Origin of the sequence: Bacillus sp. FJAT-28004 (assembly GCF_001280845.1) — a bacterium.
Lineage (GTDB): Bacteria > Bacillota > Bacilli > Paenibacillales > Paenibacillaceae > Pristimantibacillus.
This window is the reverse complement of sequence record NZ_LGHP01000001.1, coordinates 2,094,783-2,119,186: the sequence shown is the minus strand read 5'-3', so window position 1 is coordinate 2,119,186 and position 24,404 is coordinate 2,094,783. Positions and strand designations below refer to the sequence as shown.

19 protein-coding genes and 1 pseudogene are annotated in these 24,404 nt (G+C 44.0%); 5 read left to right on the top strand and 15 right to left on the bottom strand.

Annotation, left to right across the window (positions count from 1 at the left end; all coding sequences use genetic code 11):
- Positions 1-34 precede the first annotated feature (34 nt).
- Positions 35-892 carry a sugar phosphate isomerase/epimerase family protein gene (locus tag AC787_RS08935; protein WP_054024453.1) on the bottom strand — a complete coding sequence of 286 codons (858 nt, stop codon included), beginning with the start codon at positions 890-892 and terminating at the stop codon, positions 35-37.
- A 262-nt stretch (positions 893-1,154) separates the two neighbouring features.
- On the opposite strand from AC787_RS08935, the gene AC787_RS08930 reads away from it, so the two are divergent.
- Positions 1,155-2,981 (top strand): APC family permease, encoded by a 1,827-nt coding sequence (locus AC787_RS08930; RefSeq protein WP_054024452.1) that lies wholly within the window; start codon positions 1,155-1,157, stop codon positions 2,979-2,981.
- A 107-nt stretch (positions 2,982-3,088) separates the two neighbouring features.
- On the opposite strand, the gene AC787_RS08925 is transcribed toward AC787_RS08930, so the two are convergent.
- The 4 genes from AC787_RS08925 to AC787_RS08905 all read right to left on the bottom strand — a co-directional run bounded on the left by AC787_RS08925 (position 3,089) and on the right by AC787_RS08905 (position 8,486).
- Entirely contained in the window at positions 3,089-3,388 is a 300-nt protein-coding gene (locus AC787_RS08925) for a hypothetical protein (protein ID WP_054024451.1), read from the bottom strand.
- Positions 3,389-3,700: 312 nt separating this feature from the next.
- Entirely contained in the window at positions 3,701-4,669 is a 969-nt protein-coding gene (locus AC787_RS08920) for an NAD(P)-dependent alcohol dehydrogenase (RefSeq protein WP_054024450.1), read from the bottom strand.
- A gap of 426 nt (positions 4,670-5,095) precedes the next feature.
- Positions 5,096-7,810 carry a LuxR C-terminal-related transcriptional regulator gene (locus AC787_RS08910; RefSeq protein WP_054024448.1) on the bottom strand — a complete coding sequence of 905 codons (2,715 nt, stop codon included), beginning with the start codon at positions 7,808-7,810 and terminating at the stop codon, positions 5,096-5,098.
- 148 nt (positions 7,811-7,958) lie between these two features.
- Positions 7,959-8,486 carry an NUDIX hydrolase gene (locus AC787_RS08905; protein WP_235560933.1) on the bottom strand — a complete coding sequence of 176 codons (528 nt, stop codon included), beginning with the start codon at positions 8,484-8,486 and terminating at the stop codon, positions 7,959-7,961.
- Positions 8,487-8,780: 294 nt separating this feature from the next.
- Here AC787_RS08905 and AC787_RS08900 point away from each other — a divergent pair, with 294 nt between their 5' ends.
- From AC787_RS08900 to AC787_RS08890, 3 genes are all read left to right on the top strand, one after another.
- Positions 8,781-8,990: a hypothetical protein gene (locus AC787_RS08900; RefSeq protein ID WP_053371871.1), complete on the top strand. Its 210-nt coding sequence runs from the start codon at positions 8,781-8,783 to the stop codon at positions 8,988-8,990.
- A gap of 304 nt (positions 8,991-9,294) precedes the next feature.
- Positions 9,295-10,512: an ATP-binding protein gene (locus AC787_RS08895; RefSeq protein ID WP_321166145.1), complete on the top strand. Its 1,218-nt coding sequence runs from the start codon at positions 9,295-9,297 to the stop codon at positions 10,510-10,512.
- Between the two features lie 436 nt (positions 10,513-10,948).
- On the top strand, positions 10,949-11,860 hold the full coding sequence (locus AC787_RS08890; protein WP_321166111.1) for an ROK family protein: 912 nt from the start codon (positions 10,949-10,951) through the stop codon (positions 11,858-11,860).
- A 28-nt stretch (positions 11,861-11,888) separates the two neighbouring features.
- On the opposite strand, the gene AC787_RS08885 is transcribed toward AC787_RS08890, so the two are convergent.
- The 6 genes from AC787_RS08885 to AC787_RS08860 form a co-directional block, all read right to left on the bottom strand.
- Positions 11,889-12,425, bottom strand: a complete 537-nt coding sequence (locus tag AC787_RS08885) for a chromate transporter (protein ID WP_321166110.1) — start codon at positions 12,423-12,425, stop codon at positions 11,889-11,891.
- A gap of 11 nt (positions 12,426-12,436) precedes the next feature.
- On the bottom strand, positions 12,437-13,102 hold the full coding sequence (locus AC787_RS08880) for a chromate transporter (protein WP_063847502.1): 666 nt from the start codon (positions 13,100-13,102) through the stop codon (positions 12,437-12,439).
- 262 nt (positions 13,103-13,364) lie between these two features.
- Positions 13,365-14,180 carry a serine/threonine-protein kinase gene (locus tag AC787_RS08875; RefSeq protein ID WP_054024444.1) on the bottom strand — a complete coding sequence of 272 codons (816 nt, stop codon included), beginning with the start codon at positions 14,178-14,180 and terminating at the stop codon, positions 13,365-13,367.
- Positions 14,181-14,755: 575 nt separating this feature from the next.
- Positions 14,756-16,888: a GMC family oxidoreductase gene (locus AC787_RS08870; RefSeq protein WP_054024443.1), complete on the bottom strand. Its 2,133-nt coding sequence runs from the start codon at positions 16,886-16,888 to the stop codon at positions 14,756-14,758.
- Between the two features lie 359 nt (positions 16,889-17,247).
- A complete protein-coding gene (gene spoIIP / locus AC787_RS08865) occupies positions 17,248-18,498 on the bottom strand; it encodes a stage II sporulation protein P (RefSeq protein WP_054024442.1) in 1,251 nt (416 codons plus the stop codon).
- A gap of 331 nt (positions 18,499-18,829) precedes the next feature.
- Entirely contained in the window at positions 18,830-19,654 is an 825-nt protein-coding gene (locus tag AC787_RS08860) for a phytanoyl-CoA dioxygenase family protein (RefSeq protein ID WP_054024441.1), read from the bottom strand.
- 174 nt (positions 19,655-19,828) lie between these two features.
- Here AC787_RS08860 and AC787_RS08855 point away from each other — a divergent pair, with 174 nt between their 5' ends.
- Positions 19,829-20,632: an AraC family transcriptional regulator gene (locus AC787_RS08855; protein ID WP_054024440.1), complete on the top strand. Its 804-nt coding sequence runs from the start codon at positions 19,829-19,831 to the stop codon at positions 20,630-20,632.
- 37 nt (positions 20,633-20,669) lie between these two features.
- On the opposite strand, the gene AC787_RS08850 is transcribed toward AC787_RS08855, so the two are convergent.
- The 4 genes and pseudogenes from AC787_RS08850 to AC787_RS08835 form a co-directional block, all read right to left on the bottom strand.
- Positions 20,670-21,446, bottom strand: coding sequence for a DUF817 domain-containing protein (locus AC787_RS08850; protein ID WP_082360680.1), 777 nt, complete (start codon positions 21,444-21,446; stop codon positions 20,670-20,672).
- Positions 21,447-21,806: 360 nt separating this feature from the next.
- Positions 21,807-22,283 (bottom strand): GNAT family N-acetyltransferase, encoded by a 477-nt coding sequence (locus tag AC787_RS08845; protein WP_054024439.1) that lies wholly within the window; start codon positions 22,281-22,283, stop codon positions 21,807-21,809.
- Between the two features lie 419 nt (positions 22,284-22,702).
- Positions 22,703-23,366: pseudogene (locus AC787_RS08840) on the bottom strand (CatB-related O-acetyltransferase).
- 537 nt (positions 23,367-23,903) lie between these two features.
- On the bottom strand, positions 23,904-24,401 hold the full coding sequence (locus AC787_RS08835) for a hypothetical protein (RefSeq protein ID WP_054024438.1): 498 nt from the start codon (positions 24,399-24,401) through the stop codon (positions 23,904-23,906).
- Between the last annotated feature and the right edge of the window lie 3 nt (positions 24,402-24,404).

Sequence of the window (24,404 nt, the reverse complement as noted above, 5' to 3'; positions counted from 1 at the left end):
CTAAATTATGAAGCTTACTCGATACGTACAAGGGTTAAATATTAACCGGTATCCCCAGCCGCTGCTCCACGAAGTCTCTGCAAATTTCCAAACTCCGATAAGGAGTGCTAGTAGACCGATCGATCTCTACTGTCATCCATCCCTGATATTGAATAGCGTTCAAAGCATCAAGAATAGGGTCGAAGTCGATTTTCCCGAGGCCCAGTTCGCAAAATATCGGCACTTCGTTTCCGTCAAGCAACGGAAAATCTTTTGCAACTGCTCCGTCTTTCGTAACATCCTTCAGATGCACGTAAGCGACTCTATCTTTATAGCGGCGAATCAACTCAGCGGGATTCATTCCAGCTCCGGTCAATTGGGCGGTATCCGGAGCAAAGAAAACGACATCAGGATCAGTTAGCTCCATTATGGCATCCAACTCATTCTCGTCCTGCACCTCGGTCCATAAATGCGGATGAAGGCAGGCTTTGACGCCAAGCTCAAAGGTTCGCTTCGCTGTTTCATTTATGGTCGCAGCCGCCGTCTTCAACTCTTCCAAGCTGGTCGGCTTATGCCGTGGACCACCTGGACCCAGCACCAAATGCTCCGCTCCGCATTGAGAAAGAATTTTGGCCAATCGCAGGTTATAATCCATAATATCCTGACGTTTAGATGGATCAGCAAATGTACTGGAAGCTCCTCCGGTTACACCTCCGTAAAGTGCCGCCAATTCCAAATTGTACTGCGCCAGCAATTCTCTAAACTGCGAAATATGGTGTTCAAATTGAAGCGCAAAAGAAGGCCATGGCTCAATTGCCCGATAATTGAGTTTGGAAGCTTCCTCAAGCGCCTGCTGATGGTTGTCGCCCCAGGTAATTGCGTGAACCGCTATCTTTCCTTTAAAAGCATTCATCCTGTTTCACCCTCTTAACAAAATAAAAAAAAGATACAACCCGATTATAAGGGTTGTATCCGGATGTAATCTTTAGCTTAAACTATTATTTTTTATCTAAAACACAGTGAAGGACGTTCTCGATCCCATGATTGATAAATAGACATAAGCGGAACAAAAATTTTTGTAGATATAAACAATTTTGTATGTTTAAATCACTCCGTTTAGTTTTTTCTTTTACAGGGTAATATACACAATAAAAAAAGCGAAGTGAGGCTAATTAATGTTATCTTCTCTAAAAAGGTTTTTAATCGGACGACCATTAAAATCAAATGAATTAGGCGAGCAAAAACTGAATAAAACGAAAGCTCTTGCCATTCTTTCTTCAGATGCCTTATCTTCTGTAGCATATGGTCCAGAGCAAATATTGTTAGTCTTAATAACAGTTAGTGCTACAGCTTTTTGGTATTCGATACCGATTGCCATTGGAGTATTGATTTTATTATTAGCACTTATTTTATCCTATAGGCAAATTATCTTTGCGTATCCTCACGGCGGAGGAGCTTATGTAGTCTCAAAGAAAAATCTGGGTGTATACTCAGGGTTAGTAGCAGGAGGCTCACTGTTAGTAGATTATATCTTAACGGTGGCGGTGAGTGTATCAGCCGGCACAGATGCCATTACGTCTGCTTTTCCAAGTTTACATTCTTATAACGTTATTATTGCTATTATATTTGTACTGTTTATTACAATCTTGAACTTAAGAGGTGTAACGGAGTCCGCATCAATACTAGCCTATCCGGTTTACTTATTTGTTCTTGCCTTATTCATTTTAATCGCTGTTGGCATTTACAACATTTTATCAGGTAATGTATCACCAGATTTACATACTCCAATCGGAACTCCAGTGGCGGGAATCAGTTTATTTCTGCTCCTAAAAGCTTTTTCCTCAGGAAGTTCTGCATTAACGGGTGTTGAAGCTATTTCGAACGCAATACCCAACTTTAAAAGCCCTTCTCCTAATAATGCTTCCAAAACGTTAATTGCGATGGGATCATTACTTGCTTTATTATTTTCTGGAATCGTATTTTTAGCGTATTACTATGGAATTAGCCCTCGAGAAGAGGTCACCGTTGTCTCAGAAATTGCTGAACAAACGTTTGGACGGAACTTTATGTATTACTTTATTCAAGGAACAACAGCATTGATTTTAATCCTTGCTGCTAATACGGGGTATTCTGCTTTCCCTTTGCTTGCAGTGAATCTAGCCAATGATAAATTCATACCAAGGATGTTTACGATTCGAGGAGATAGGTTAGGTTATTCCAATGGCATTATTATTCTTGGAATTTTCTCAATCCTTTTGATTGTGGCATTTGAAGGCCGGACCGAGCATCTTATCCCCCTCTATGCTGTTGGTGTTTTTATCCCCTTTACGCTCTCACAGACGGGCATGACAGTAAAATGGATTCGCGAAAAACCGAAAGGCTGGATATCAAAGCTAATTATTAACTCGACTGGCGCAGTTATAAGCTTTATCGTCACAATGATGTTTTTTTTAACCAAATTCACACAGGTATGGTCCGTTTTAGTTTTTTTACCTCTGATCATATTGCTCTTTCACCGAATTAGAAAGCACTATGAAGCTGTAGCAAATCAACTAAGAATTACAACTTGTGAGGCAGCTGTACCCATTGAAGGGAATGTCATAATTGTTCCTGTGGCTGGCATCACGCATGTAGTGGAGAACTCGTTGAATTATGCCAAATCACTTTCAGCTCACCAAATCATTGCCGTTCATATTCCTTTTGAAAGAGAGGATGAGTCGGCATTTGAAGAAAAATGGAAATTGTGGCAGCCTGATGTGAGACTGGTAACATTACATTCTCCTTATAGAAGCATCATTCAACCACTCACTAAATTTATTGATACTGTACAGTACAAGGCGAGTGAATCTAATTACAAAGTTACAGTTATTATCCCACAATTCATTCCAAAGAAAGGCTGGCACAACATCCTGCATAACCAATCCAGTTTACTCATTCGTGCACACTTGTTATATCGGAGAAATGTGATTGTCACTACTGTACCGTACCACTTAAAAAAATAGCTTAAATAAGGTTTGCATTTACAAAGCCCCAGCCGTTTTCATAAAAGAAACAAAAAAAGTTGAGTGGAAGCAATACTTCCTCTCAACTTTTTTATGCGACAAATGAACTACTCCACACCGTCCTTGAAGTTCTTGTTATAGTTTTTATCCCCTTTATGCTCAAGGTCGTTCACCGTCTTCTCCAGCGTAGACACAATCTCTTCTTTAGCTTGTGTCAGCGTTTCGTAGAACAAAACCTCTTCCGTACCAACGATTTTGACGCCGCTAATCGCTTGCATGGATTGAAAGCGCCTGTGCTGGTCAGCGAGATCGTCAATGGCTTTCAGGGTGTGTATGGTTTGCAGAAACAAGTCCTTATGATGCTGGTTGGAAAGTCGGTCCTCAAGTTGTTTCATTCGTGTGTTCATCAGCACTCTTCCCTTCTTTTACGATATCAGGCAGGCTACTTCAAGCAGCTCCTTACACCCATTGTATAATTTTCCCACTGTCAAAAACAACTTTTGTACCATCCGCGTAAAATGAATCTCCTGATTCCAAGCATTCAGTAAACGGTCAGTCCCGCTTCGTATGTGCATCACGTTCTAAGATCACAATAACAATATCCAGAAGGGATCAGGTATCGCATTTAATGATCATGACATACAAAGGGCTGTCAAGACTTCTTGACAGCCTAGCCGTGATTACACGGTTTGGACAAGAACTTGATAAAGCGCATCCTATCAACTTTGCCGAACGGTTAAAACCACGTTGCCTTTCTTATGGCCCTGCTCAACATAGCGATGGGCCTCCGCAGCTTGCTCCAGCGGATAACGGCGGTCGATTACCGCACGCAGCTTGCCGGTCTCGATCAGTTCCTTAAGATAATTCAAATCTTCTGCATTTTCTTTCATTGTTCCGCCGACAACCTTCATGTCGCTCGTCAAGTTGATCACTAACCCTCGAACGATCAGCAAAGGGCTCACATGGAGCGCTCGCAGGTAGAAACCGTTCGGTGTCAGACGCTTGACGCAAACCTTGAATGGACTCTTCCCTACCGTATCGAAAATAATATCGTAGGCCGGTCCACCATCAGCGAATTGCTCCTTCGTATAATCGATCACTCGGTCGGCACCCAGTGATCTCACCAACTCCACATTCGACGTGCTGCATACTCCGGTCACTTCCGCGCCGAAATGCTTTGCTAGCTGCACTGCATACGTCCCAACACTGCCTGAAGCGCCATAGACGAGAACGCGTATGCCGTGCATGATATTGCCCTTCCGGAGAAATTGCAAGGCAGTATAGGCGCCAACCGGAACCGCTGCTGCCTCCTCGAACGTCATGTTCACCGGCTTTAGTGCGACGCTGCCGGTCTCAGGCAGGCATTTGTATTCGGCATACGCGCCGAAACCGGTTCCACAAGCGGCATAGACGGAATCGCCGGGCTTGAAGCGAGTAACGCCGCTGCCCGTCGATTCAACCACGCCGGCCAGTTCGAATCCGAGAATCCTAATGCGTTTCGGTCTCCACAAACCGTTGAACAGCCGCGCCAGGAAAGGATCTGCCTTGCGTAAGCGCCAATCCCCCGCTGCAGCGGTTGCTGCATAGACCTTAATCAATATCTCGTCGTCTTTAGGTACCGGTTTGGCGACCTCCTGCAGCTGTAGTACATTCGGCGGCCCATAACGCTCATATACGATCGCTTTCATCCATTTTTCCTCCAATCACTTTCCTAATCCTTCGCTCCTGTACGCCTTACAGCAAAAACATCGACACGACTCACTCATCGCGCTCCTCAATCATTCCCTTCTTAGAACGAAGCTCTGTCGCGCTGAAGACCTGAGAGATGATTCCCAATCGCCGGTGGTGACTGACGAAAGATTTCCAGGTGGATGGATCGGCTGAATGACGATGAAAAGGATCCCTGACAACATAGCTGCTAAACCTGCCCAACGGATGAGGATCGAGGTGGTTATCTTTCTTAATTTGAAGATACACATTCATGTGGTGAGACGGCATCACCTCATGTGGTGATTGATGTGGTGATTTGTCATTCGTGAGGCTGTGCGGGAGAAAAAAAGCCCCGGCACTGGTTCACTAACCTGCCATGGCCGGGAGTGGTGGTTGAGAGATCGCTAGAACAAATCAAGTTCCTCAGCCCGGCGAATTGCTGCCCGTCGGTTGTTTACCACAAGCTTGTCATAAATGTTCTTGTTGTGGGTCCGCAGGGTGTTCAGGGACACACTGAGTTCGCGGGCAATGTCCGGGCCACTCAAGTCGGTTCTGAGCAGCCGAAGCACCTCACGTTCTCGTTCGCTCAGCGGCTCGCTCACAACCCGTTTGGCAGTCGTTCTACCCTCAGCCTTGCCAAAAGCTGTCAGGAGGCGACGGACATAGACCAGGGCGATCCCCTGTTTCGCGGCCGCGTCCAGCAGGACAGCCATGGGTCGACCTTCCTCCACAAAGATGCGGACGTAGCCGTCAGGCTCAGCCAGAGCCAGGACGCGCTCCAGTGGTACAAGTGCAGCAGGGATGTCGCCTTGTATATGGTGAGCAAGTGCCTGCACGACCAGGATTTCGATCACGCTTCCCATCCTCTCTCCTTCTTCCGCTGCTTGGAGGAGGCGCTTCAGGAGCCCCATTACCTCAAGCATGGTGCGGTCTGCACGGTCGCTCATATACCGGGCCAGGAGCACCCTGGCCAGAGTGATGTGCTCGAATTCGCGCAGGTAGCATAGGTCGTCCTGTGCTGATAAGCCCTGCTCCTGTACCCAGTCGAGGGCTTCACCCAACCTACCCTGTGCGACCCACACTCGTGTCTTCAACGCCGCTACAGGACGTACATTTGGGAAAAAATCACTCACATACAGGTGTTCTGCCTCGTGGAGCAGGCCTAGCGCACCACCCAGATCTCCTTGCGCCTCCCGTATTCGAGCCATTGCGACGCACCATCGATACCGGTTTTGCGGTAACCCAAAGCGCTTGCCCAGCTCCTTGCTTCTTAGAAGGTGCTGCGTGGCGGCATGCAGATCGTCATGCTCACGGTAGAGCTCACTCATTCCCACGTACATGTCTGCCGTTCCCCGCAATAAAGGCTCGCCATGCTCTGTCGCAAGCTGTAATCCCCGCTCATAGGTATGCATAGCCTGGCGGAGTCGACCTTGCGCAATCCGTATTTCAGCCAGTGCGATTGCGCCCCCGATTGCGTCAGAAATGTTCCCGGCTAGCTGCACACTAACCATACCATCGGCAAACATCCGGTGCGCTGCCTTGAGATCCCCGCTCGTCCAGGAGGCGAGTCCCATGAGCGCAGCTGCCGCACCGCGACGGAGATGGTCCTCCTCAGGTACAAGGTCGAGCACCTGCCTGGCGTATTTCATGGTGGCGGGTACATCACCCAGCGCCTGGGCATGTGCGGCACGGTAACCGGCGATCGTACCCGGGAGAAGGCGAAATTCCTCTTCGTCCATCACGACCATCTCTCCCAATGGGGCTTCCGTGCGCTGACACATGTCTGCCGTCGTTTCCAGCCACCGTTCGGCGTCTCGCAGTTGGTCCTCAACGGTTTCTAACTCGCCGCCAGCCAGTAACGCCCAGGCATACCCAACGCTAAGCACAGGCCTGTAGTGGACCAGCTCGTCAGGGAGCGCCTTCAACCAGCCCAACACCGCAACCTCCTGTCTACTCCTGCGCAGGGCTGGCAATGCAAGCTCGACCAGGTCCGCCGCTCGGGCGAAATCCTCGGCGGCCAGCGCATGGCGAATCGCATCGGCGGCCGAGCCATGCTGCTGGTACCACGTACTCGCGCGCCGATGCAGCGCATATACCTGATCGGGCTGGTCCGCCCTCAAATGCGAAGAGAGAACCTCGGCAAAGAGGTGATGATAGCGATACCAGTGGCGCCTGTCATCCAGTGGAACGACAAAGAAGTTGCCTCGCTCCAGTGCCTCCAACCGGGCGTTACCTTCCTCCTGGCCGGTAACGGCATCGCACAGCGGGCCATGCAACCGGTCGAGAATGGAGGTCCGAAGTAAGAAGCTCCGGACATGGTCAGGCTGACGCTGCAGGACCTCTTCGACCAGATAGTCCACAATGTATCGATTGTCTCCAGTGAATGCCCGAATGAATGCATGAATGTCCTCGCGCCCCTGCATCGAGAGTCCCGCCAGCTGGAGCCCTGCAATCCAGCCTTCGGTACGGGTCTCCAGCATAGTAATTTCGTCAGCTGAGAGACCCAAGCCCATCACCTGATTGAGAAACGTGGCCGCTTCGCCGGGAGTAAAGCGCAGGTCGGTGGCACGCAACTCGGTCAAATGGCCCCGGGCTCGTAACCGGCCCAAGGGAAGCTGTGGATTTTCACGGGTGGCGATGACCAGATGCATCTGTGGCGGGAGATGCTCGAGTAGGAAGATGAGGGTATCGTCGATCCGTTTGGTACCAATAACATGGTAGTCGTCAAGGACGAGTACGAATTTGAACGAGAGGGCTGTGATTTCATTGAGCAGGATCGTTAGAATCGTTTCGGTTGACGGTGTCTGTGGAGATTGGATCGCACTAACTACGCCTCCCCCAATATTTTCCGCAATCGACTGGATAGCAGCGACAAGGTGAGTCAGGAAGCGTGTAGAGTCGTTATCCCCTTCGTCTAGTGACAGCCATGCGACAGGTCGATCACAACCGGTTACCCATTCGCTGACCAGTGTAGTCTTGCCAAAGCCGGCGGAGGCGGAGATTAGGGTCAGCTTGCGGTCCAGGCCTTCGTTCAGCCGCTCGATCAGGCTCGGTCGGAGGACAACTTTAATCCGTGGCAGGGGGATATACAATTTAGTAGCTAAGATTGGAATAATCATAGATTAATACTCACACGAAAATGACTTCCGCCCACATCTTTCAACATAATTGATTACCCCATTCTATGACTTCATATCAATCATGATATCTACAATTAAAGCCTTTCACCACTGAGTTAACGTCTGTTCAACTATGCCTGTTATTTAACTATCGTTCTAATTTCAAATTTTTTATGTAAAATAAAATTCCAGCTCGGTCTACATCAGAAAATTGTAGAGGATCCTCATGCATTAATCGCTTTAGCTCATCTACTTTAATCCATCTTGCATTTTTAGCCTCATCACCTGATTTCAATAATTCCCCCTCTGCTTTGCAACGGAAGTACACTCCCACAGAATCAAAAGGGCCTTTGATGGTCTGATACGCTCCAAATGGTTTTATACATTCCACTTCAAAATTCGGATCGATACCTACTGTATCAACTCTTGTATCTTCACCTTCAATTCCTACTACATCTAACCCTGTTTCCTCCTTAACTTCCCTTATAAGAGCTGTTATTAATGATTCATACTGCTCTATTCTCCCACCTGGAAGCTCAATCCGTTGAGGCCCATCTGGCTTATTTCGTGTCTGCACTATAATTTCGACTGTATCCTTTATAGTTCGTTCAATTATTGCACGAGAATTGAATAAGAACATTGATTTCACTGCACCCTTCTTTTTTGTTTCACGCATATTTATTAATCACGAACCAGATACTATACAAGCCAATAATCGCCATCCTTAATGTTGAATACTTTCGGCATTTAGCAAATAATTCCTCTTTAAATTCACAGCTTTACCTGATTTCCCGTCACGCGTTGTACAGACGATCAAATCGACGAGTTCGTCATCGATGATCGGCAAGTCACCCATAACTAATAGATAAATTCAAACTCACCTCATCTAATATTTGCATTGTATAAAGACATTAGTGTATTATTTGACCTTAGCATAAAAAACAAAAAGAACCGTGGAGGGCGTGTTTAAATGCAAGCAAAAATTAAACTTCAAGAAGGTCAAAGACTAATTACGAACAAAGATTTTGAAGTAGCGATTGCTGAAAAGGCAATAATCAAACCAATGCAGAACGGTATGCAGATTAGGCCAGCCTCTACAATTATTGGATATAACGATGATTCCGTACGTATGTCTGACGGAAGTATTATCCATAGAGCAGCAAATTCGTTTTTCGTCTAAAAAAGAGTTTCTAAAAAGACCGATATAAAAATCGGTTTTTTTTTGTATAAGAAGGCTGCCGCGTAAAAATACGTCGGCAGCCTTCTGTGTTGTTCTTAAGCAGTGCCGTACGCAATCGATGCCATGTTTGACCCTATTTTAACTTAATAATCCAATCAGTGACCTGTTAAATATATCATATTCATTGTATAATAATGTCTATTTAATTGACGCTAGTAACAGATAAATAGTGACCATTACCCAAATGGCGGAAAGGTGAATTCTTTTGAGCATAATTAGGGATTTCTTGCTACAGTTCTCATTAGTGATTGTGCCTTTCGGCATTTATATTGCTTATTTGTTTGGTCATCTACGGATAAAAAAACACATTCACATTTTCTTGTTGGCCCTATGGGGAAGTTCGATTATACTTTGCATCTCATTTCCGGTGAGTTACGGTAACAGCATGAATCATGATTTCAGAATCGTCCCCTTACTGATAGGGACTCTGTATGGTGGTCGGAAAACCGGCGTAATCTTAGCCGCAGTGGTTATTCTATATCGTTTATATTTTTATGGAGTGAATGTTGGCTCTATTACTTCCTTTTTGGCCATCATCATTGGATTTTCGCCCATTCTGTATTTTCAGAAGAAATTCGAAAAATCATCAAAAGGAAACCGTATTAAAATTGCCATTATGCTTGCAGGGTTCTATTGCCTCGTGGGTGCATCACTAGTTGGCTTTTTCCGAGGAGTCTCAGCAGAGAGCATTATAGTGCAAATCGCCCACTTCGGAGTGGCTGCAGGTTTTGCCTGGTTGATGATCGTTTTAATTGAGAACTTGGCTGAGATCTATACCATGCGTAAAGAGATGCACAACGCCGAAAGGTTACGACTCATTGGAGACTTAACTGGCGTATTTGCTCACGAAATTCGTAATCCAATGCAGGTAGCACGGGGGTTTCTTCAATTGCTCGATACACCAGATCTGCCGGCTTCAACAAAGAAGCAGTATATTAAGTTATCTATTGAAGAACTGGACCAGGCAAATGATATCATTCGTGAATTTTTACTTTTGGGTAAGCCCCCCACTGAAAGTAACGTAGATGTGAACGTTGGTAATCAACTAGAACGAACTGTGAAACTAATTCAAAACTATGCTTTGAGCAAAAATGTCTCTATCGAAACCAATATCGATGTTGATTGTATGATTAACGGAAATAGGCAGAGATTGAACCAGTTTTTGCTCAATATCATGAAGAACGCAATCGAATCCATGCCTGACGGAGGAACAATGGTTGCCTCATGTTATTTTGTCGATGATTCACATATTGAAATCCGTATCAAAGATGAGGGTATTGGGATGTCGAAACATGAAGTTGAGCGACTTGGATCTCCCTATTACTCTTTGAAGGAAAGCGGTACTGGGCTGGGCATGATGGTTAGCTTCCAGATCATCGAATCATTTGCTGGAAAACTCCACGTATTCAGTGAAAAAAATAATGGAACTGAAGTAGTAGCTATAATTCCAGTCGTAAGATGATCTAATCTAATAGGATAATCAATCCAGGCGCAGCTCGAAACCTATACCTTGTTTTTTCTTATTGACCGAAAAGGGAATGGATCGTTGATTATAGCTACTCGCAAAGATTTAGGTTATGATAATTAAGACTTCATTAATACCTTAAATCGAACTGGAGAAGTAGGGATATTTGTTGACTTCAAAAAAAATAGTTTATCATCGCATAGCGGAACAAGGTGTCGTCTCGAAGGCCGATCTTATGTCCTCTTTTAACATAAAAACAAGTACCATGAATCGTATACTTGAAGAATTGGTTAGCGAAAAACTCATAGAAGATTGTGGTTTTGGACCTTCAAAAGGCGGGCGAAAACCCATTCTGTTTCAAATTTCCTCCTCATACGGTTACTTTTTCGGATTGGAGATTTCACGATTTTATTCCTCATTAGGATTATTTGACATGCAAATGAACCCCAAATCCTTTATTAGATGGAGAATGGATGAGGATATGAACCCGGAACGGTTTGTTCAGCATGTTTCGGAACAGGTTCGTGCACTTCTTAATGATCATAGAATAGAGTCGAAGCAGCTAATTGGTATCGGGGTTGGAGCGGTAGGTCCTCTAGATAGGGATAAAGGAATCATTTTGGAACCTCTCTACTTTTCCGCCAAAGGCTGGAGGAATGTGCCCATCTGTCGCCTCTTAACAAAAGCAACAGGTATTCCAGCCTTTTTAGACAACGGGGCCAACACTGCACTATTAGGAGAGCATTGGGCGTTGCGTCAAGACCAAATGCAGCATATGTTCTATGTGCATGCTGGAGTCAGTCTGAGATCAGCCATGATAACATATGGGCAAATTGTCCACGGTACGGTAGATATGGAGGGCTCTATCGGTCAAATGATCATACAGACAGACGGTCCAAGATTGTATGATAATGGAAATTACGGCGCATTGGAAGCTTATGTTTCCGTACCGGCGCTGGAGAAACAAGCTCGCATGGACGCGAAGATGGGGAGAGACGATCTGACATCACGTTACCATGTAGACCCTGAGAAAATACAATACGATATGCTGCTTAGGGAACTTTCCCAGGATAATCCTTACGTATCGGATTTATTTTACCGTGCTGCCAAACACTTAGGAATTGGACTGGCTAACTTAATTAATTTATTCCATCCTCAAATGATAATCCTTGGTGGAACTCTGGTCAGTTCGCACGATCGTTTCCTCCAGACTACCATCGAGATTGCTCAAAAGAATACTTATTACTATCCTAAGTACAAGCCCGTATTTTCAAAGGGAGTTCTTAAAGAAGATGCTGTTGCTACTGGAGCAGCCTTAATGGTATGGAAACAAATGGATATCTAGCTCGCAAGCTGATTATGAAGAGCAAGGGTCAAAAGAAGACAATGCCCAATAACCCTGAAAGCAATATAACGATAACAGGATGCAACTTATATCTCAGAATACCGAACACTGTGCCAGCGCATAGTAGAAGAGTTGCTATTATTGTCCATCCGGATTGTTTTATATCGATATCGGAGAGGCCAAAATGAATTGCAGCATACATAATTAGCCCAAATATAATGGGTCGCAGACCATAGAAGAAGGATTTGACCCATTTATTTTGGTGAATGCGGTAAAACAACACGGCAAGCACGATAATAACGATTAAGGATGGCAAGATGATACCTAAAACACTGGCAATCGCCCCCCAAATCCCAAAAGCATGATATCCGATTAAAGCAGCCAGATTAGTGGCAATGGGCCCTGGAGCCATTCCTGCTAGAGATACGGCTTCTTGAAGTGCAGCACTAAGCATCCACTGTTCTTGTTCAACTTTGTATTGTATTAAAGGAATAACCGCATAACCCCCTCCGAATGAAACAAAACCTATCTTTAGAAAGGTGATAAACAACTCCCATATCAGCATGATTGCCCTCCTTAAATATAATATTCTGGATACTTCATTTCTAAATTTCCACGTATCAATGGGCTTCCCACTATGTTCGCTTTTATACCAAGCCACTGCTTTACATTCACAATTATTATGCCATTAAACAAACCGGCAAGAATAATGAATGTAGGATCAATATTTGTAAAACACAAGATCGTTAGTGTTGCGGCAGCAATCCCGATTGTTGTTTTATCAACCAATGAAGTTTTGGCTATCTTAAACGCAGCGACTATAATCAAACCGATAACCGCACCATGAATGCCCTTAAGAGCCGCTATAACTTTGGGATATTCATCAAACCAGTCATAGGCAAAGCTAAGCATGAAAACAATCACAAATGTCGGTAAAGTAATTCCCGTTACGGCAACTGCGGCTCCCGGTACTCCACCCATACGGTAACCGATAAAAGCTGCTGCATTGACGCCTACGCCGCCAGGTGCAGACCCCGCAATAGAAATGAGATCGCTCATTTCCGAGCTGTTTAACCAACCTCGCTTACCGACTACCTCCCTTTCAATTATAGAAATCATTGCATAACCGCCACCAAAAGTAACCGGCCCCACGCAAAAAAATACCCAAAATAATTCCAGCATCTTTCTCGCAAACCCTCTACCCTTTTTGATTATAAAAACCACCCTTCTTACATATTTCATTATAATTATAACACCTTTTTTCCATTTTGGAATTATGTTTTTCTAATTTCCATGATAAGCATTTATTATATGTTTAATAATCTATTTATTAATTCCAAATCGAAAATAAGTCTCCATCTGCTTTATCCAAGGCTCAAGAGGATATCAAATAGCCCGACCTAATTGGTCGGGCTTGATACCGTTATTTATGCGGCATAACCATCAATTTTCAACCGCAGCTGTTCAGACTAACTTATTTTAAAACTACTTCGATTGGTGTTCTTCAAGCGTTGTTCCATGCTTCGTAATACTCATCAATTGTTTGATAGCGATCGCCTTTTTCATTATTGATAGCCTTTAATGCAATCAAAAAAAGTTTTTCATCAGCTTCCCATTTTTCCAAACTACGTTCGCTTCCACACCCAAATAACTGGAATGCGGTAGCTCCCATTAAAAAAACATTTGACCTTTCATCAATTTCTGCGCCTAGTTGGAATTCTTCAGGCGACATATATCGACTTGATCCCCACATACGTCCCAGAGTATTCATTACCGGTTTTTTACTGTAAAACTCTATATCGCAAATCATGGTTTGTTGTGTAATAAAATTATACATAATACAACCATCATAAAAATCAATAGCGATATATTTATGCTTGTTAACGTGTAGATGAAATAAAAGTATATCCTTATATAGGCTCAATTTTTCCTCAAATGGCATAGTTATGAATTTATCAAAAGAATCATATTGTTTACCCATACATTCGCCTTCAAACCACTCAAAAACAGTAAGATATCCCTCTTTGATATCCTTGTGTTCAATGATTTCAATGAGCTTAGGATGACGTAAATCTTCGTAAATAGATATGGTTGATTTAAGTCGAGTTATTGCAACATCAATACTTACATTGCTTCTAATCGTTGCTGCTCCCGCCATCTTCAAGAATAGCTTTTTATTTTCGTTTTGAATACCAAAGCATAAATATCCAGAATCCTGCTTGTCGAATACAGTAAAGACTTTCCCATATTCGGATAGAAAATCAAAATCAAAATCCTCTTTCAGTTCAAATGATATCCCATCGATTATTTTTGTGATCATTTCAACCTCCAAAAAGATAAAATTAGTTGATATCAAAACTAGTTCCATATGATACCATACAAACCTATATGATGATATTCATTCTGGAGAGGGTACCATGTCATGCTGGGACTTTCTGCACTCTCTTTCCCATTAATTTGTATGGTATATTGTTTTCGAATTTGATGTTATTTCTATTTTTTGGAAATAGAGGAATGAGGTGATCACGATTCAAACCGTTCGAAAGAATACATTGTATCTATCGAGATTCCTTCTACTCTTTTGAAATGGTCGAAAGTGAACGGAGACGACAAGGTAACTGTCCTTTCGAATGGTACTTTATCTATTCCTAATCAAATAGCAAGCGGCTCTGCTGTGATTCAATTTTCCAGAAGAAAGTATCATTAGTTAACGGCGGCGGAAATTAACGTTGGCTATTTAGATTAACAAAAAAAATGGCGTACAAATTGATATCCAATTTGATGCGCCATTTTCATTTAATAGGGTTTTATGATATACGGATTAGCTTCTATCGTTTCTGCTTTTGCAAAGCTTAATCTTCTAAGGTCATTAATACTATGATTTCCATCATTTCACTACCCTTGTTTCACAAGGTTTTCTGCTGTGCGGAAAGCCAAGGCAAGAATCGTCAAGACCGGGTTAACCCCGCCATTGGTCACGTGCACAGAGCCGTCGCTCACCCAGAGATTGTCGTATCCATGTACGCGACCTAAAGGATCCGTGACGGATGTCGATGGGTTATCTCCCATGCGCAGTGTACCCGCCTGATGCTGCCCGGCACTAAGTCCGCCACCTGGCCGAGTTCGCCACACCTCACGTGCTCCAGCGGCCCAAAGCCACTTCTCCGCTTGCTCTGCCAGCATGGCTGAAGCTCGAAGAGACTCAGGATGGACACTTCCGGAGAGTTGAGCTACCGGCATGCCAAAGCGATCTTTGACCGCACTCGATAGCCGCACCCTGGACTCGGCGCTCGGGATCTCTTGAATCGGTCCCTGAATTTGGCTGGTGCGCAAGTAACTCTCGCGCATCGTTTCCTTGCCTGCGCTTCCCCATCGCGCCGCATCCGGCGCAAGCGCTCGATCCCAGTGAATGAGCGGCAACCGAGTGAACTCATTAGCAAGCAACCCACCCCCGATAATTCCGCCTTCGTTACTATGGTCAAAGCGGAAGGTGGCAATGCTCACCCCCGGCCCAAAACCATCTTGAACCTGTTCATCGAAGAGGCCGTAAGCACCAGAATAAACATGGCCTTGAAGGTTCCTTCCAACTTGTCCGTTCCGATTGCCTATTCCATGCGGTTCCGAATCACTTGCCGAGTTGAGAAGTAGGCGTGCGCTTTCAATGGCTCCTGCGGCAACTACAATGTGCCCAGCCCGCACTTGCCGTCGCTGGATTGTGCCCTCCAATTGCTGCACAAGACGAACCCCGGTGGCATGCCTTCCTCCCTCGGTATCGATGCGCTCCACCGTGGTATCGCAGATCAGATCGCAGTTACCGGTAGCGATAGCTCTCACTAACATCGTATTGTGCCCGCCATTCTTACTGTTGGTCGGGCAGGCAAATCCGACACACTGGCCGCACCGTCCACAAGCAGGTCGACCGTCCCGATCGATGGAGTTGATGAGGAGAGGCACCGGCCCAACTTCCCAACCCAACTTTTCTGCCGCAAGGGCCAGGCGTTCTGCTTCCAGCGTACGCGGCAGCGCTGGCATTGGATAAGTGCGTTGTCGCTTCCCGCGTCCAGAATGGGCATTCCCATCACCGGAGACGCCGACTTCCCACTCGGCCCTCACGTAATAAGGTTCGAGTTCCTCATAACGAATCGGCCAATCGCTTAGTGAACTGCCGTCTGGTATCCCATATCGACTCGCCATACGGAAGTCATCCGGATGAAATCGCCATGCCTGCGCCCCATAGATCCGTGTTCCTCCACCCAACGTCATTGCGTTATTATGATAGTCACCTTCAAAAGGTGCGGTGATCCGCTCCTCTCCGCCCGCCAATAGAATCGTACGTGGGTTACCTACCAATCCTGGTCCTGTGTTATGGCCATATTTGCTAAAACGATGGTTACGCAAATGATCGCTGCCTATCTGATTGAATCGAAGCCAGCTACCGCGCTCAACGACGAGAACGTGAAGTCCAGATTCAGCCAATACAGCCGCCGCTACCGAGCCACCAGCCCCAGCTCCTACGATGATAACATCATACCGGTCTCGAAGTTGATCGAATTGTCTTTGCGGTAAATCGGTTTCTGGGGCCGGCTCATGGCTTTCGGATACAGGGCCCGGACGAAATCCGATCATGTCCCATGACCTGCCTTCATTATTCCCGCCCGCCTCAGGACTTCCATAGTAACCTTCGATGACCAGACACAATAAAGTGTCAAAGAAGCGTTTAGACGAAATAGGCCAGTCCCGAAAAGAATCATGCTCGACGTCTTGCAGCAGTCTATCTTTCTCATGAGCGGACAGTTCCGAAAATGGTTGATCATGGAGAGTTAATGCTTCTGCATCCAGTGCGCGAAGTCCAGGTTCTATCACATCCGTCCATGTAGCGACATCCTGAGCGGCATAACGTTTCAGGTATGTCAGGACTCCTCCATCGGTCCCCGACGGCCATGCATCTTCCGGAACCATCCGGTCGGTAACCGCTTCCAAAATCAGATAGACCTCGCTCGGAAAATACTTCTGATCGCCAATCCTCATCTATGAACGCCCCTCCTTTTATTTGTCCAAACGGTACCGTACCAACATTCTGTGTGATGAGCCTATGTTCTTCATTCTCCACTAACCTTACTTTCATAGGCTAGCGTACGCAGGTAGCCTTTCGAGGTCAAACTATTAAATCAATGTAAATATACCTTGATATCCATATTATACTTTTCTCCGAGTTGTTCAAGTACTCGATTTGATTTTACGATTTCGGTTCAAATAATTAAAACAGCAACGTTCACAGATACTCAAGCCCATTTTGGCTTACCGCAGAGTATACAACAAAAAAAGCAAGGATACTTCCCTTGCTTTTTTTACTATATTCATTTTAAAGATAAATAAGAGTATTCCATTCACTTCATTGATTTATAATACTCCGCAAACACATCAGCGAAAGCTTCTGCTGTTTGAAGATTCTCTTCCAGCGAATTGTTTACTCCCCCGAATTCCAGCAGCAGGCTTCCGTTAGAGACGGACTGGTTGTATTCGGCATTCCCTTGATGGGCGCTTTTTAACAGAACGCCCCTCGATATGCCCGGATACTTCTTGTTCAACAAAGCGTTCAACGCTTCGGCGAACTTTTTGTTTTCCTTATGGGTGGAATAAGCGTCTCCAATGACGAACATAATGCGCGCATACGTTTTACCGTTAATTACAACCGTTGTTTTGTTGCGCGGAACATCTGCATCCCGATGAATATCGAAGAAATAAGACAGGGAAGCATGAGACTTCATCGCCTTGTTTACCGCTTTGCGCGATTCGGAATAGGCTTTCGTGTAGCTTAGTTTCTGTTCATTTAGCCTTTCAGTAAAGTCGGTCTCTTCAACCATTGAAGAGATCCCTTTTTTCTCAAGTTTCTCTGCGAGCTTCTTGCCTACAAGTGTAATGTTCACTTTCGGATCATCGAAGGAGATCCCATTTGAGTTGCCTGATACATTTTTCCAAGACTCACGATTATGCGTATGATAGATGTACACTTTGTTGTCGCTTTGTTTGGCAACCCCGGTGTTCACGACCCAATTGGCAACGTAAGCGGTTCCTCCGCTTGGCAGTGATACTTGATACCAATCTCCTTTTAATCCAACAACTGGAAATGATTCGCCTGCCCTCGCCTTGGTAACGATCTCATAATCTAGTCCCGGCCCTTTGCGCAAATTAGTGGTATCCACAATGTTTACTATGGCTTCTTTGTCTTGATCGCTGCTCGGTTGATTACCATTTTCCGGCTTTTGTCCACTATTCGTATTAGACTGGCTGCTATTGCTTTCAACGGTCTCCACTACCCAATTCGCAACATAAGCCGTGCCGCCGCTAGAGAGAGATAATTTATACCAATCCCCTTTCGAGCCAACGATCGGATAAGATGCGCCAGCCTTCGCCTTGGCAACAACCTCATATTCAAGCCCCGGTCCTTTGCGCAAATTGGTAATATCCAAAATTTTAGCAATTGTTTCTTTATTTTGAGCGGATGTATACTGTTGAGCTCCCACGCTCAGCTTTTTTCCTGTCGACAAGTTCTGAATAGACGCGTAAGCAGAATCAGATCCCCCGGATAATAAAGAAAGAATGATTGTTCCGCCCAATATTTGATTTCGTAATCTCAAAGCTAGATTTCCCCCATTTCAAAGACTTGTTCTACGAATTTCGACAGCAATGGAGGAAAATCCTTCTAAACTACATTCTAAAGCGCGAAAATAAGAGTAAATCCCTAGTTGAGTAAGTAGAATGACATGGCTTTACCGCTCAAGACAGTCCAATTTACTTATATAAATTATCAATCATTTCGAAGCATAATCGTTAACATCCTCTAAAAGCCAAATCATTTACACAAAAAAAACCACCCCGAAAGGTGGTCTGCACTCATAAATCTGAAATTCGCCTTGATCGTCTGCCGTGGTTCAATCTATTCATTTTATTTATCCTAACCGCCTGCGCTTATTTAAAATGACCCTTCGGCTTTTTGCCGCTCCATCTTTCATCAACCTTCTCGTAGGCCGACTGGTATCTCGCATCGACACTGAGCCGGTATTGGTTGGTTGTATTCTCAAGCGAGCAATGCATCAAAAACATGCCGAAGATGAGTACATCACCTGCCTGAAATTGTGTTGTCGCCCACTGCCCACCGAACTTCTCCGTTATAACAAGCGGATCATTCGTATAGTGTCCGAAACCGTCACGATCCGAATCTTTGGATCCATAAGATTGCTTCAACGTTTCGAATCGGTGCGAACCCAAGCAAATCGCCAGCCCCCCCATCTCATACGAGACGTCTCCTAAAGGAGACCATACGGTATAGACATTCTGGGTGCCTCTTCCCATATAAACAATGTCGTAGTGTGCACCTGTAAAATCTCCCTTGCCTACAGCACGAAGCCACTTGTAATGATACGTCAGTGACTGCTCCCCGAGGAATGAATCGAAAAAACTCATGATGTGCTCTCCATTTAAAACATTAAGCAGCGCAGGAAGATCTTCGTTCGTACCTCCAAAGAAAATCGTTTTGCTGCCGTCAGCCATGACGCCATCTTCTAATTGCGTATCCCGATCCAGCTTTCCCATCCGGTCCATTTTCTCCAAAATACCTGTTCGGGCCTGCAACACCTTGTCACGGTCATGAAACCCGCGGATCAGTAAATATCCGTCTTCCTCCATCCGATCGCGCAACGCCTGACTATCATGCAATATATCATTCGAGCTTCTGAGCTCTGTGAGTTGCTTCCCATCCATTTCTAATTCGCGGCTTCCAACTTTGACCTTCATTTCTAATACACTCCTCTACTCTTGGTATTTGTTCTAAGTGTAGAGGAAATTCACGTATTCATCCATGGATGCATGTATCTGTTTCATGTATAATTGTACAGATCATATGTATTATTCACTACAATCATTGCAAAAAAAATGTATCTTAGAACATTTCTAAGGGGTTGGGTAGATATGTCTTATATGAATATTCCTTATGTACTGGGGAAAGCCCCCATCACTTTCCCACAATTTATTTCGATTTGGAAAGTGCAGGCGAACGATGCCTACAACATTACGAACAGAGAAGGATTCGTTGTTCCCGGACTTTTTATTACGTATGAAGGTAAAGGCATTTTATCCCAAGGGAATAACCGCCATGAGTTACAAGCAGGCACCTTCTTTTTCGTTCAGGAGGCTATCGTCACTGAATACAGATGTCAGGATGATAACTGGAAGTTTTATTATCTTGATTTCAGTTCCCTGGATATGATTCGAAATCTTCAACTGCCTGTAAGCACGGTCGAGACAACCGGAAAAGTTGCAGAGGCGGTTCTGCTGTGCGAGCGTATGATTGACACCCTGATTGCAGAGTCCTTCGGCTACGCCTATTCGGCCAATATCATCTTGCAGCAATTACTGGTTCTCTTAGCGAGAGAGCATGAGTCCTCACCGACCTCGCGCCAAACAGAGCTCGACAATATTTTAATCTATATTCATCGAAACATGGACAAAGGTATTCGGGTCGAAGAGCTCATCGAACGAAGTGGCTTGTCGCGGACTGCTTTTTTTTCCCGATTCCGCGCGTTAACCGGTCAATCCCCCAGCGAATACATGCTAAATCTAAAGCTCGAATCGGCCAAAGTATCGCTGGAGACGACAAGCCTGACTGTGAAAGAAATAGCGTCCCATCTGCAATTTTATGATGAGTTTCACTTCTCGAAGCTATTTAAGCGAAAGTACGGACAGTCTCCGAGCACATGGCGGTCATCCAGGTAATCGTCTCCAATTTCCCGTATGTTATATCTTAGCTTGGTCATGAATCGTTTTTTGTCCGATTCGCTTTAACATGTTTAAGCTGGGCAACGATGATGACACTAATGATTACCAGAAGGAACCATGAACTAATCTTACTGAAACTAACCAGCTGCCAGGTTTGATGCTGGTCAGGGTATTTCCAAGCATCAAAAAATGTGGCTATATTTTCAGCTAACCAGATAAAAAAGCCTACAATAATAAAAGCGAGTGTTAGAGGCATTCGATAATTTATAGTCCGAACCCGATATATGATCCGTGTTTTCCAGAATATAATAAATACAATCGCCGTCAGCCACCAACGAAAATCAGGAATAAAATGATGTGTGAAAAAGTTGAAATAGATGGCTCCACCTATCAGCGCCGACGATGTAAGCCCGGGCCAGCCGGTCATGTCCATCCGCAGTCTCCGCCAAATCTGACACATAAAGCTTGCTACACTTGCATACATAAATCCGCTATAGAGCGGGACTCCGAGCAATTTCGTATACCCCGGCTCTGGGTATGACCAAGAGCCCATCCTTACTTTATATAACTCCAGCAACAAACCAATAATGTGAAATATACAGATTACTTTGATTTCATCACGTGTCTCTAATCCGCTGCGAAACATGAGGTATTGCACGCCAAGCAGAATAAGTAGAATGGCATCATAACGATGAATGAAAGGTACCTCTATTACGTTAGAAAGAGCTAAAGTTCCAAAGATCGCAACAGGAAATATACAGCTCATCGCCTGATGATAACAAAAATGCAGCAGTTGTATGATTGGTTTCAATATGTTTATCTCCTCACCATGCCCAAAGGATAACAAATCAATTATGTTTATTTTTATTGATCATCGAAATGACAGCCACAGGTGCCATTTCTGATTTACCGATGAATCCGAATATTTATTTTTCAACATACATTCTCCTCGATTTTAACCACACTGATAATGCCTTCTGTCTCATGAAAAATCCTCCTCTTAGCTAGCTGAGAAAATAATAACTCCAACCGGAGCGCAAGTCAATATAATTTTATTGTTAATCGATAATTTTATATTGTTTAAATTAGTAATAAAAAAACCACCCCGAAGGGTGGTCCAACTCATGATGAGTGCTATAGCGATTCATATACCTTTGATATAAGCAGCAAATCAGAGTCGCAATACGGTTATTTGCTCGTTTTCGATGATTTCGCCGTTGTTACGGAAGCCGAAGCTTTCATAAAGCTTTTTGGCGGCCACGTTATCTTCCTTATAAGAAATCCAGCAGTAATTTGCAGGCCCTGCCGGAAAGGTGCGGATAAAATCCAGGACTTTTTTCATGGCTTCCCGACCATAACCCCTGTTCTGGTATTGCTTGTCAATCATCAGTCGCAGGATGCAATAGCTGTCGTCAGCGATTGTCGGGAGTTCGTACCCCGTGATTTTATAAGTAATCATAACAAAACCGACCGGCTGTTCATCCGCGTAGATGGCAAACGGAAATGGATGTCCTCCATTGGTTGCAAGGACATAACACGAAGCCACACTTGACAGATTGGACGCAACGAAGCGGCGTTGATCTTCTGAAACTTCCAAGTTAAATATGGCACGTCGGTTTTCCAGCGTGATTTTTCTGAGAGTAATCATGCAAGGTTTCTCCCTTCATTATCTTTAGTAAATTACTAGAAATGTTATCGCTTTTAGCTGTGTCGTTTCTCTTTGAATTAATTCCCACACTCCATTTTACCATCCCAACAATATGGCTCCATGTTTAATCTCCTTTATCATTTTTACGCCGCGGTCGCTTAATAAACATACAATTTATACAAAAAAAGTAATAGACTTATATTGAATTTTTTTATAGAATATTATGTATCCATGGCTTTTTTAGGGTTCATCCTTTTTTGGCATTATTGATTAACCGGCACATAATTGTGCCGGTTTTATTTTTTTGTTAAAGTAAACTGCTCGTTAGCTTCATAAGAATTAACTCTTATACTGCAGCATTTGGCAGGCAGATCAATTCATGAGCAAAAAAAAATACTCCGACTCCATTCTCGTTTGTTCTAATATATATGTTTTATTTCCCTTTGATAAAAGTCATATAATTGGTTAATGGAAGAACTTGAGAAGATATGACTGGCTTGTTCAATTTTCTCACGTTCCCAATCGAACCAACGCATTTCCTTTAACTTTTGGATTTCTTTATCTGTAAAGCGTTTCTTTATCTCTTTAGCAGGGTTACCGCCAACTATCGTATATGGTGGGACATCTTTTACAACAACCGAACCTGCAGCAACAATGGCACCTTCACCTATTTTCACACCGGGCATAATCATTGCATTCATGCCAATCCAAGCATCACTTTCGATGATTGTATCCCCTTTTTGGTTCGTAAGAGGTTTCAATCTGCTCCACAAACGGATACACAGTAATCCATTCAGGATGATGATTGTGATTTCCACCCATTAAAATAATTACACCACTTGCAATGCATACGTAATTTCCTATTATCAATTTATCTAAATGCCAACCATAGTCTTCGATGGGGTTAAATAGCTTTCTTGATTTTTCATCTCCCCAAAGGTATCTTACGCTCCCATCTTCAAAATCATGATTATCGTAATAACCAGAGTAGTAGGAGTATTCTCCAACTTCAATCATAGGGTTGGTGACAATATCCTTTAGATACTTAATTTCAGACCAGTGATTAAACCGATGTTGTTTCATTCTTTTCCCTCGCTTCTAAGTATTATGAATCTCACTTAGAAGCTTAATGCAGTAGCAACATTCTTAAACCGTTTCAAACGACGAACCATCGTTCTCATCCTTTTCCTATTTGATGAGGAAATTGTAACAAACGAATCATTTGTTCGTCAATTTATACCTGACTGTCCGAACTAACCATGACATAAAAAACCAACTAATCCGCACAAACTTCTTAGTAATTGACATCAACCCTTGTATATCAAGGGTTTTTATAGTTTCGCTATCTTTTGATACGACCATCCCTCTTCAACATGTAAGCGGATTGCCTCCACTTTCGTTGTATCTTCATAATCCTTAAATTTTTACCTTTTAACCGCAACAAAAATACACCCCCTAGAATTTCATCGGAATAACCCGGGGGTTTTTCCAATGTCTATTCTAAGGGGTGCACTACAGAATCTTTTATTTGCTCTTCATGCAACGGTATCCAATTTTTTGTAAGATGCGTTCAATCCATGCATTAGCCGCACCCCAAATCTCGTAGAATGCACCCCATTACTAAAGTTTGTCTTCATAGGATTCCTGAAACCACTCATAATTCTCAAGAATAAGTATCTTGTCAGCATCACTCAATTCTGAATATCTGTCTACAATTGAATGTAGAAACCCTGATGAAAGCGACTTTCCAAATGGTTGTAAACTATCCGTGGACAAGTTGTCCATTATTGCCCCTAATAATGCGGCAGGAGCACTTAATACATTTTTGTTAACGATCTTCATAGCTTGTTCATGGTCACCTTCATAAAGCAAATTAAATGCAACCGCTTGGAGAAACTCATCCCCCAAGTGTTCTTCCAGTATTTTAGCGCAGAAAGGCGTTGCTTTTCCCATATCCCTTATTGATAGTTCCGTTAAAGCAGTAACGACTTCTTCAAAATCCTCTAAACTGTTTACAATCGCAATTAATTGGTCATTATTCATACTGGAAATATATATCTCATAATTAACAATTCTATCCAAGGCTGTTGCTTTTGCTATTTCCTTATCGTTTTCCATCAT